Origin of the sequence: Streptomyces sp. CBMA123, from assembly GCF_014596465.1 — a bacterium.
In the GTDB taxonomy this organism is placed as follows: domain Bacteria; phylum Actinomycetota; class Actinomycetes; order Streptomycetales; family Streptomycetaceae; genus Kitasatospora.
Map to the genome: position 1 here is coordinate 1 of NZ_MECK01000185.1, position 10,545 is coordinate 10,545.

10 protein-coding genes are annotated in these 10,545 nt (G+C 76.1%); 2 read left to right on the plus strand and 8 right to left on the minus strand.

Annotated elements, in window-relative coordinates:
• Window positions 1–346 precede the first annotated feature (346 nt).
• Window positions 347–898 carry an HAD domain-containing protein gene (locus BG452_RS21070; RefSeq protein ID WP_188305896.1) on the plus strand — a complete coding sequence of 184 codons (552 nt, stop codon included), beginning with the start codon at window positions 347–349 and terminating at the stop codon, window positions 896–898.
• A gap of 15 nt (window positions 899–913) precedes the next feature.
• Complete coding sequence (locus BG452_RS21075) at window positions 914–1,216, plus strand: hypothetical protein (protein ID WP_188305897.1); 303 nt, start codon at window positions 914–916, stop codon at window positions 1,214–1,216.
• A gap of 65 nt (window positions 1,217–1,281) precedes the next feature.
• On the opposite strand, the gene BG452_RS47185 is transcribed toward BG452_RS21075, so the two are convergent.
• The 8 genes from BG452_RS47185 to BG452_RS21115 form a co-directional block, all read right to left on the minus strand.
• Window positions 1,282–5,220 carry a LysM peptidoglycan-binding domain-containing protein gene (locus BG452_RS47185; RefSeq protein WP_188305898.1) on the minus strand — a complete coding sequence of 1,313 codons (3,939 nt, stop codon included), beginning with the start codon at window positions 5,218–5,220 and terminating at the stop codon, window positions 1,282–1,284.
• Window positions 5,221–5,312: 92 nt separating this feature from the next.
• Window positions 5,313–5,777, minus strand: a complete 465-nt coding sequence (locus BG452_RS21085; protein ID WP_188305899.1) for a TadE/TadG family type IV pilus assembly protein — start codon at window positions 5,775–5,777, stop codon at window positions 5,313–5,315.
• Window positions 5,778–5,944: 167 nt separating this feature from the next.
• Window positions 5,945–6,469: a TadE/TadG family type IV pilus assembly protein gene (locus BG452_RS21090; RefSeq protein ID WP_188305900.1), complete on the minus strand. Its 525-nt coding sequence runs from the start codon at window positions 6,467–6,469 to the stop codon at window positions 5,945–5,947.
• Complete coding sequence (locus BG452_RS21095) at window positions 6,466–6,840, minus strand: TadE/TadG family type IV pilus assembly protein (RefSeq protein WP_188305901.1); 375 nt, start codon at window positions 6,838–6,840, stop codon at window positions 6,466–6,468. The genes BG452_RS21090 and BG452_RS21095 overlap by 4 nt, the downstream gene beginning before the upstream one ends.
• Before the next feature lie 44 nt (window positions 6,841–6,884).
• Window positions 6,885–7,172 carry a hypothetical protein gene (locus BG452_RS21100; protein WP_188305902.1) on the minus strand — a complete coding sequence of 96 codons (288 nt, stop codon included), beginning with the start codon at window positions 7,170–7,172 and terminating at the stop codon, window positions 6,885–6,887.
• Between the two features lie 49 nt (window positions 7,173–7,221).
• Window positions 7,222–8,100 carry a hypothetical protein gene (locus BG452_RS21105; RefSeq protein WP_188305903.1) on the minus strand — a complete coding sequence of 293 codons (879 nt, stop codon included), beginning with the start codon at window positions 8,098–8,100 and terminating at the stop codon, window positions 7,222–7,224.
• A complete protein-coding gene (locus tag BG452_RS21110; RefSeq protein WP_188305904.1) occupies window positions 8,097–9,071 on the minus strand; it encodes a type II secretion system F family protein in 975 nt (324 codons plus the stop codon). Before BG452_RS21110 ends, BG452_RS21105 begins: the two co-directional genes overlap by 4 nt.
• Window positions 9,071–10,545, minus strand: a 1,475-nt coding sequence (locus BG452_RS21115) for a CpaF family protein (RefSeq protein WP_223242519.1), incomplete at its 5' end; no start/stop codon positions are given. The genes BG452_RS21115 and BG452_RS21110, both read right to left, overlap by 1 nt.

Genomic DNA, 10,545 nt, shown 5'->3' on the forward strand with positions numbered 1-10,545 from the left:
ACGGTCGGCGGCGCCGGGGGTGCGGCCGGGGGCGTCGGCGGCGGCTCGTACAGCGCGGCCGGCCCGGGCGGGTGCTCCTCGGCGGTCCGGTGGACGGGCGGCGGTACGGCGTCCCAGGGGCCCGAATCCGCTGTCGGCTCGGGACCTCCGGAAACAGCTGTCGTCTCCGCCATCTTCTGGTCACCGCCCCGCCCCGCCGCTGCCGCGGCGTCTGATGCCCTTGCTCTCGTGGTGCCTGCCACCACGTCCCGTGCGCGCCACCCTACGAGATCCCGGCACGCCCGAGCCAGGCCGGGTGGCCGATCGGCGCGCCCACGCCGTCGGCGCCGGTGGCTATCGTGCCGTCATGACCGCTTCCGGCCGGCCCCTGCTGTTCCTCGACGTCGACGGACCTCTGATCCCCTTCGGCGCCCCGCCCCCGGGCGGTTACCCCAGCTACCCGGGCCCGGGCACGGGGCCGGAGGGCAATCCGCTGGTGGCCCGGGTCGACCCGGGCCTGGGGCGGCGATTGCTGGCCCTGCCCTGCCAACTGGTCTGGGCCACCACGTGGTTGGCGGATGCCGACGACTGCCTCTCGCCCCGGCTGGGCCTGCCCCGACTGCCGTACGTGGACTGGCCGGAGACGGACGACGCGGACGGCGCGGACGGAACGGATGGAACGGACGATGCGGACGGCGGCCACCGAACGAACGCCCAACTGCACTGGAAGACCCGTACCTTGGTCGCCTGGGCCGCTGGCCGCCCGTTCGCCTGGGTGGACGACGAGATCACCGGGGCCGATCGCCGCTGGGTCGAGGCCCACTCCCCCGCTCCCGCGCTGCTCCACCGCGTGGACCCCCGAGTCGGCCTCACCGAAGCCGACTTCACCACCCTCGACGCCTGGCTGCGCGGCACCTGACTACACTCCCCCGCCATGGAGTACGAGGCTGGGCCACCGACCCGCTGGCACCTGACCCTGCGGGACGGGGCCGTGCTCGAACTGTGGGCGGACGGATACGGCATCGAGGACGGGGCGTACGAGTTCAGCGTGCTCGTCCGGGCGACGGAGGAGGAGCAGGGCGGCGCCGAGGTGGTCGCGCGGACCCCTGCCGACCCCGGGCGGGTCATGGTGGCCGTGGCCAGGCTGGCGACGGCATCCGTGCAGGACGTCCACACCGCCTCCGCACCCGCGCGCGACGGCGCCTGCGTCTGCCGCCCCTTCTCCTGGGAGCAGTGACGCCCGCCCGGTCACCCCTGCCGGATCGGACGGATCAGGGGTGACCGGGCGGGCGACGGGGCGTTTCAGGACCCGGCGAGCAGGTCGCGCAGCAGGGCGACGGTGTCGGCGTCCAGGTCCCGGCCGGTGCGGCGGCTCAGCGCATCGAGGCGGTTGACGGCGCGCAGCAGCTGGTCCCGCGCGCCGGCCGAGGCGTAGGCGTAGAAGAGGTCCCGGTGCAGGAGTTCGACGTCCGGGGCGACGGCGAGGCCACGGAAGACGGCCGCCTCGGCGCTGCGGTGGTCGCCGTACTGGAGGCGGCGGGCGGCCAGTTCGTGGGCGGTGTCGACGATCGCGGCGATCATGTCCTGGCGCTCGGCCTCGGCCCAGCCGTAGGAGGCGGGCGGGGCCTCGGCGAACGGGGCGCCGCGGACCAGGGCCAGGGCGTGGGCGAGGGCGGCGTCCGCGGTGGCGCTGGTACTGCGCATGCCGCGCCGGTAGAGGCCGCGGAACTCGTCCCAGTCGCAGGTGACGGTCGGGGCGAAGGAGTAGCCCTCGACGGTGTCGGTGGGCAGGTAGGCGCGGCCGTCGGGCGTGGTGCCGAACCAGGCCGCCAGGTCGGCGAGTTTGGCCGGGAGCGGGCTCCCCGCGTCGGACGCGGTGGGGTGCGGGTCGAGGTGGGCGGCGCCCGGGTGGAGGTCGTGGTCGAGCGCGTGGTGGTCGGCACCGGGCCGCAGGGCGAGGTAGACGGCGAGTTCGGTGAGCCGGGGCAGCGCGCCGGGTTCGACGGCGCCCGGGGTGCCGGCCACGTCGACCGGGCCGAGCAGCCGGATCCGGGGGGCGGTGCGCGGGGTGTGGGCCTCCGGGGAGCGGAGGATGGCGAGCAGGTCGTCGCTGTCGCTGCGCCCGGGGGTGGTCCGGGCGACCGGCGCGGTGGCGGCCGGGCCGGGTTCGACCGTCGCCTCCTGATCGTCACCGGCCGGGCCGGTCGGGCCGGTCGGGCCGTACGGGCCGGGGGCGGGTTCCGGGCGGCCCGGGACGCGCGGATCGACGCCGGTGGGCGCGGGCGCGCTCTGGTGCGTCGGCGCGGGCTCGCCCGGCGCCGCGGGCACTGCCGGTACTGCCGGTACCGCAGGCGCCGCGGACGTCTGCGGGGCCACGGGCTGCACGGGCTGGACGGGCTGGACGGGGAGCACCACCACCGATGCCTCCGCCGGTGCCGCGTCGGCGTCCCCGACCGCCTCTTGCGCCTCCGCCTCAGGGTTCACCTCCGCCTCCGCCTCCGTCTCCGGCTCCGGCGACTCGGCGGGGGCACCCGGCAGCCGCAGGTCGCGGGTGGCCTCGTCGGCGGGCTGCTCCGTCCCGGTGGCCGCCTGCCGCCCCTGCCCGTTGACGGCGAACCGCGCCGACCCGGCCGGCACCGGAACGGGCACGGACACAGGAACGGGCGCGGGCGCGGGCGTCACCGGGTCGGTGCCCGCGAACGGGCTGGCGCCGGTCCCGATGACCCGGGTCAGCAACCGGGGCCCGGCGGCCGGCTCGGTGTCCTCCTCGGCCGTCCCGCCCGGGGCGCCGACGGCGGCCAGCACCGGTACGGCGAGCGGCAGTTCGGTGGTGTCGGTGTCCTCGTCCGGGTCCGGGTCGAGGGCGGGACCGTCCAGCGTCCAGGCGGGCGCCGGGTGCTGGGTGGCGTCGTCGGCGGCCCGGAGCAGCTCGGCGACCTGGTCGTACTGGTGGTCGTCCAGCCGCTGGAGCTCGACGGTCAGGTGCAGGCCGGGGACGGCGGCCTGGCCGGTGGTCGGCATGGTCCAGCGGGCCACCGGTCCGGTGCCGCGCTCGGGGGCGCGGGTGACGACGGCGACGCAGGTGCGCGGGCGGGCGTCCAGCAGGCGGCCGAGTTCGGCGGGGGTGTCCCCGCCGGGCTGCTGGGCGCAGAGGATGATCTCGGGCACCCAGGACTCGTCCGCCTGGCCCCGGCTGCGGGCCTCGCGCGGGCTGGCGGCCTCGGCCGCGACCAGGGTGGCGCGGGCCTTGGCGGTGCGCGGGCCGAGGGCGGCGAGCGCGGCTTCCAGGGTGGGGTGGCGGTGGACCCGCTCGGCGGCCGGTCCGCTGATCGGCACCTCCTCGGCGAGGTCCACCAGGTGCAGGTGGAGCCGGTCGGCCAGCGGGCTGTGGGCGAGTTCGATGGCGAGGGTGCGCAGCACGGCGCGGGCGTCGTCGGGGTGCCCGGACAGGTGGAGCAGCCGGACGGCCTCCAGGTCGGCGAGGACCACCGAGCCGTCCGGCGAGGTGCCGAGGGTGACCAGCGCGGGGTAGGGCGCGGCGGTCTTGCGGGCCTGGGCGGGGCTCAGCAGGTCGCCGGACTCCTCGCTGCACCACCAGACGTTGGCGGCGTGCGCGGCGCGGAACGGAGCGATCGGGGTGGCCGGGCCGGACAGGTGCAGTTCGATGGTGTGGTCGGTGGTGATCCGGGCCGCGACGATCGCGGGCAGCCGCTTGCCGCCGCGCAGGGTGTTGCGGGCCAGGGTGCGCAGGGCGCGGTCCAGCAGTTCCAGGCCGGCCTGGTCCTGGCGGACCATCAGCTCGTTCTCGAAGGCGGCGGCCTCGGCGTCGGGCATCGCGATCCGGTGTCCGGGGCGGCGGCCGCGCAGCTGGGTGCCGCGCTTGTAGGCGACGGTGCCGACCATGACGGCGGCGAGCAGGACGCCCACGGTCGAGGCGGCGAGGGCGACGCTGTAGTCGTCGCTGGGCGCCGGGGCGGCGTGCGCGGCGGGGGCGGGCGCGGGGGTGTGGGCCGGGGTGTGGGCGGGCGCCGGGGCAGCCTGGGACGGCGCGGCCTGCGAGGGCGAAGGCGCCGGGGCCTGAGTGGCCGGGGTCTGCTCGGGCGTGGTCGAAGGCGTGGTCGAAGGAGCGGGCGTGGTCGAAGGAGCGGGCGTGGCCGAAGGGGCGGGCACGGGCGTCGACGCGGGCGGCTGCTCGACCGGTGTGGCCGGTGCGGCCGCTCCGGGCACGGTGAGCACCATCCCCGGCTCCAGCACGTCCGGATCGGTCAGCCGCTCCCCGTCCGGCGCCTGCGCGCCCTTGTTCGCGTCGAACAGCTTCGGCCAGGCCTCGGCGTCCCCCAACTCCCGCTGGGCGATGGCCGACAGGCTGTCCCCGGCCTGGACGGTCACCGTCTTCGGCCCGCCCGCCGCCGGCTCCGTCCCGGCCTGCGGCACCTGCGCCGGAGCCGGGGTCTGTGCGGGGGCGGGGGCGGGCGCCGGGGCCTGCGCGGGCGCCTGGGCCCCGTCCGGCTTGGCGTCGGCCGGCATCAGCAGTTCCCAGCCGGGCTGGATCGGCCGCTCGGCGTCGAAGCGGATGCCGGAATCGCCCATCGCCCGGCCCTCGTTGAGCTTGGCGATCTCCACCCAGCGTTCTCCGGAGCCCAGTTGGCGTTCCGCGATGGACCACAGGCTGTCCGCCGGCCGGCTGTCCCGCACGGTGTAGGTGGGGTGCTGGTCCGCAGCCGGCGCGAGGGCGGGTGCGGGCTGGGCGGCGGGCAGCGCGGCCCGCTGCACGCCCGGGGTCAACTGCGCCTGGGCGGCGGGGCTGTGGGTCAGTTCGGGCACCGCCGCGAAGGCCGAGCCGGCCACCGGCAGCAGCGCGAGCACCGAGCCGACCAGTCCGGCCGCGAGCCGCTGGCTCCAGCCGAAGGCCGGGATCCGGCGGGCGATCCGGCCGCGCAGCTGGGCCGGAATCTCCAGCAGGACGGAGAGCGCGAAGCACGCCCAGGCCAGCCAGCCGACCACCACCAGCAGCCAGAGGAACAGCCGCCCGTCGTCCGGACTGGTGAGCGCCTCGCCCACCCCGCCGGACGCGACCTCGCCCATCGAGGCGACCGCCTGGGTGCCGTACAGCAGCAGGGCGGGGACGCCGAACAGCAGCGCGAGCAGGGTGACCAGCGCGGCGAGCGCGGTGATCAGCGCGCCGCCGCGGCCGCGTCCGGCCCGGCGCCCGCTCCGGGCGTGCCCCCTCACGGTTCGCATCCCGTCCTTCCCGGTTCCGCCCGGGCCGGTTCCGGGCCCACCGGTACGGGCCTGGGCGGTACGGGCCTTGTCCTTGGCACGTGGCGCGGCCATCAGTCGGTCTCCGCTTTCTCGACTCCGTGGACGAGGGTCGCACTGCCCCTGCCCGTTACCTTCCGCTCCCCGAGGGCGCCCAGCAGGACCGGCCGGTAGTCGGCCTGCACGGTGACGGTGACGACCTTGCCGTCATCGGAGAACGTGATGTGGTCGACCTGCAACCCGTACCGTTCGAGGTAGATCTCGGCGGCCCGCCGGACGTAGTCCTGCTGGACCTTGAAGCCCTTCCCCTGCAGCACGGCCGCCTGGTCGAGTTGCTGTCCGCCGACCCGCGCGGCCTCCTGGGCGTAGGCGTCGGTGCGTTCGGCGACCCGCAGTCGGCCGCCCGCGTCGATCACCAGCGCGATGACGAGCACCAGGTAGGCCGCGCAGATCGCCACGAAGAGGGCGACCGCGCCCCGGTCGGACCGGCGCCCGGCCGAGCGGGGGCCGCGGGCCCGTAGCCGGCTCAGCACTCGCATCCCCTCCCCCCGATCCGCACGATGTCTCCCCACCGGCTCCCCACCGGGCGCCCCTCGGTGTCGTTGCGTCATCCCCCGAGCGCTCTCCGCTTGCGTCTCCCCCGCGCGGGCCGTCCCCAATCCCCCTGCCGCGCCCGTTGCGGCGCGCGCACCGCCGGCTACCGCCGTCATGTGCCGCGGTAGCGGTCCATCACGGAGGTGAACGTCCCCTTGAGGTGGGTGGTCACGGGCAGTCCGGACGGTCCGCCGAGCAGGTCGGCGAGTTCGACGTCGCAGAACACGGTGACCGTCACGGTCGCCACCTGGCCGCCCGGCAGGTCCATCGTGCCGGTGTCGACCTGGACCCGCGAGGTGCGGCAGGCCACGCCCTGCTGGTCCAGCGTCGCGAGGGCGGAGTCCGCGGCCGGCTTGTCCACTCCGGCGACGCTGCGCTGAAGCGAGCCGGTCCGGGCCCCGGCGCGGGCCGCGGCCTCCACGGTGCCGGCCGCGGTCTGCACCCGTCCGGCGGCGATCGCCACCAGCACCAGGCCGACCACGCCCGGAACGACGATCGCCGCCTCGATCGCGATCCCGCCCCGGTCCGACCGGCGCGGCCACCGCAGCCACCGCGCCCGCGCGGTGCCGCGGGCCCGTCCCCAGCCCCATCCCCGGCCCTGGCCCGCGGCCTCAGCCTCGGCGTCGGCCCGCCTCACGGCGTCACCGCCGGCGCGATGAAGCGCTCGCGCGGCGCCTCCGCGAACTGGCGGATGCTGGGCCCGGTGAGCCCGGGTATCAGCAGCGGGGGCGTCAGCTCCACCGTGACCTTGATCGTCTCGGCGGTGCTGCCGTCCGTCCCCACCTGGTACGTCCGGACGCCCTGCCGGTCCAGGAAGTCCCGGGCCTGCCGCTTGGCGGCCTCGTTCTTCGCCTGCTCCGTCGTGTCGCCCTGCGCCCGGCCGGCGTCCACGCCCTCGCGGGCGGCGGTGAGCGCGACCTGCCGGTCGTACCAGATCAGCGCGGCCTGGACGACGAGGAGCAGGAGCAGCAGGACGACCGGGAAGACGATGGCCAGGCTGATGGTCATCGACCCCCGGTCGCCGCGGCGGCGTAGCAGGCGAAGCAGGGCGGTCACTTGGTGGCGCCGCCCGCGGCTCCGCCGGGCAGGTTCGGGTCCTGCTCGACCTTGGTGACCACCTTGTCCTTCAGCAGGTACAGCGCGGTCGCGACGGCGCCCGCGACGAACACCAACGCGATGATGGCGAGGGCGAGTTCGATGCTGATGGCGCCGCGGTCGCCGCGGGCCCGGGCGGCGCGCAGCCGGCCCAGCCGCAGGGTGAACAGCAGCAGCGCGAACTGCACCGGCAGCAGGACGGGCCGCAGCACCCGGCCTGCCAGCCGGACGAGTCGTGGGGTCATCGGGGTCTCCAGGTGGTGTGGTGTGGTGTCAGCTGCTCGGTGGTGCACGTCAGTTGAGCATTTGGTGGAGCGCCGGGAAGACGATCAGGACGGTCATCAGCAGGGTCAGCGCCGCGCCGGGTGCGACCATCCGCTCGCTGTCGGCGTTGGCGCGGGCGAGGTCTTCGGCGAGCAGTTCGCCGCGCAGGCCCTTGGAGCGGGCCCGCAGGGTGTCGTACACGGCGGCGCCGTCGGTGCCGGACAGCCGCATGATGTCGGCCACGTCCTGGAGCGGGCTGAGGCCCAACTCCTCGGCCAGCGCGTCGAGTCCGGCCCAGGGCGGGAGCCGGTCGGTGGCGGCGCGCTCCAGGGCGTCGCGGATCCGCCGGAACACCGCGCCCTGCCCGACCGAGGCGGCCCGGCGCAGCGCCTCGGCGGGGCCGCAGTCGGCGGCCCGTTCCAGGGCGACGAGTTCCAGGTAGGCGGCGATGCCGTGCAGGTACTCGGTACGGGCCTCCTTGGCCTCGCCGCGCACCACGCCGTCCGGGACGAACCAGAGCAGCCCGGCCAGCAGCGGCCCGGCGACCAGCGGCAGGGCGAACGGCAGGCCGACGTCCATCAGTACGGCCATCGCGCCCAGGTAGGCGGGCAGCACCAGGCCGAGCGCGGCGAACAGCAGCTTGTGCACCATGAACCGGGCCGGGGTGCGGCCGATCAGGGCGAGTTCGCGGCGCGGGATCGTCACCCCGCGCAGGGTGAGCGAGCGTTCGCCGATCCGGTCGTACCAGCGCGGCCGCTCGTCCGGGTCCTGTTCGCGGTCCGCCGGGGCGCGGTGCAGCCGGTCCAGCGCCTGGCCGAGGTCCGGTGGTGCGGGCCGCAGTTCGGCGATCAGCAGGGCGAGGCCGCCGGCCGCGACGGCGCCGGCCAGCACGGACCAGGGGGAGATCACCGGACCTCCCCGACCTGCTCGGCCGGCTCCGGCTCGGACCCGTGGGCCGGGGTGGAGCCGAGCCTGCGCCCGCCCTTGCTGCGCCGGTCCGGGGTGAGCAGGCGGGGCACCGGCGGGTGCGAGGCCAGGGCCCGCATCCAGGCGATGATCGCGACGAACAGGGCGGCGACCACGGCGAGCACCAGCTGGCCGAGGACGGTCCCGTACGGGCGGGTGTACTCGGCGTTGAAGGAGCCGACGGTGACGACCAGCACGATGATGCCGACCAGCCAGCGGATGGTGGTGCGGTGCTTGGCCCGGTCGGCCTCGATGACGCGGCGCTGGCGGACCTCCTCGCGCACCGAGTCGGCCATGTCGGAGAGCGTCCGGGCCAGGCCCGGGCCGCTGTCCCCGGAGCGGAGCACCAGGGCCGCGAGCACCTTGTCCGCGGTGGCGTCGGCGAGGCTGTCGGCGAAGGCGTGCAGGGCCTCCTCGGGCCGCCAGCGGGCCTGAAGCCGGGCGGCGAGTTCGCCGATCTCGTCCTCCAGCGCGGCGGGGGCGGTGCGGCGGCTGGTGACGATGGCCTGGTTGAGGCCGACGCCGAGCAGCAGCACGTCGGCGATCCGCTGGGTCCACTCGGAGAGCGCCTCCAGCCGCTCGATCCGTTGGGTGTCCGGGCGGGTGGTGTCGAACAGCCAGGGCAGGCCGAAGACGGCCAGCGGCACCAGCAGCGCGGTCAGCGGGATGCCGGTGAACAGCCAGGCCAGCGGCCCGCCGACGAGCGCCAGCGGCAGCTGGATCCGGCGCAGCCGCACCATCCGCAGCGAGGCGCTGCCGGGGGCGCCGTACCAGAGGACGTGGGCGCGGCCGGCCAGCGGGTTGTCCCGGCGGGCGGGTCCGTCCTCGGCGGCGGGTTCGCTGCCGCGGGCCCAGGCCACCAGGGCGACCAGGCCGCCGGCGACCGCCAGCCCGCACAGGGCGAAGAGCAGCATCACCGCGCGCCACCGCCGATCCGCAGCTGCAGCGGGGCGGCCCAGCTCCCGTACCGGGAGCCGAGCAGGGAGGCGTCGAAGCCTGCCCGGCGCAGGTCGTCCAGGCACTGCGGCGGGGTGTGCGGCACGGCGCGCGGCTCGCCGAGGTCCGGCCGGGGGCCGAAGACGGTGTTCAGCGCGGGCCGGCCGCTCTCGCCGAGGCCGGTGACCTCCAGGACGTGGGAGACGAAGCGGTGACGGCGGCCGCCGACGGCGGTCTCGTCGACCATGGCGACGTGCACGATGAGGTCCAGGGCGTTGGCGGTGAGCCGGTAGGCGAGCGCGTCGGTCATGTGCGAGCCGTACTCCAGGCAGAGTTCGGCGATCCGGTCGACCACCATGTGCGGGCCGCGGGCGTGCAGGGTGCACATCGAGCCGCCCTCGCCGTTGGTCATGACCCGCAGCATCGGGACGACCTCGCCGGAGCGGACCTCGCCGACGATGATCCGGGAGAGTGTCATCCGCAGCGCGGCCGGGATCAGGTCGCCGATCGTCAACTCCCCGGCCAGGCGTCCTTCGACGCGCTCACCGTTGCCCTCCCGGGCCTCCATCGGGACGACCTGGCGCAGGTGGCCGAGGGTGTGCAGCCAGAGCTCGAACTCCGACTCCAGGGTGCCGATCCGCTCGTCCGGCGGGATCTCCGCGGCCATCGCGCGCAGCAGGCTGGTCTTGCCGACGCCCTGGGTGCCGGTGATCATCACGTTCTTCCGGGCCCGGATCGCGGCGGCCAGGAAGGCGGCCAGGCTGGAGTCCAGGGTGCCGAGTTCGACCATCTCGGGCAGCGTCGCCGAGGCCACCCGGTGGCGCCGGATCGCCACGTACGGGCGGGGCGTCACCTCGGTGAGCGCCTGAAGGCGCATGCCGCCCTCCAGGCGCAGGGCGAGAGTCGGGCTGGCGGTGGACAGGCTGCGCTCGCCGCCGCCGTGCTGACGGGCCAAGTCCTGGAGCAGTTCGACGAGTTCGTCGTCACTGTCGGCCACCGGCGGGACCTGCCGCAGCGGCTGGTGCACCTTGGAGACCCAGACGTCGTCACAGCCGTTGACCAGGATGTTCTCGATCTCCGGGTCGTCCAGGTAGGGCTGGAGCCGGCCGGCCCGGAACAGCAGGTCGAAGACGGCCTCGGCGAGGGCGCGGTCCTGCTCCCGGGTGGGCGGGATGCCGTGGGTCTGGGCGTAGGCGTCGGACCAGCGGGCGACCGCCTCCTCGATCAGCGCCCGGCCGCGCTGGCGGCGGGTGGCGCGGTCCGGCTCGGCACCGGAGCCGGCGGTCAACCGGGTGATCTGCTGGTGCAGTTCGGCCGCGACCTGGCGCTTGAGTTCGCGCGCGACCTGCGGGTCCACGGCCGGCCGGGTGGCGGCGCCGCGCACGTCCAGCGAGGGCAGCTGGGAGGGCACGGCGGTGGGGCCGGCGGCGGCCGGGGCGACGGGCCCCGGCG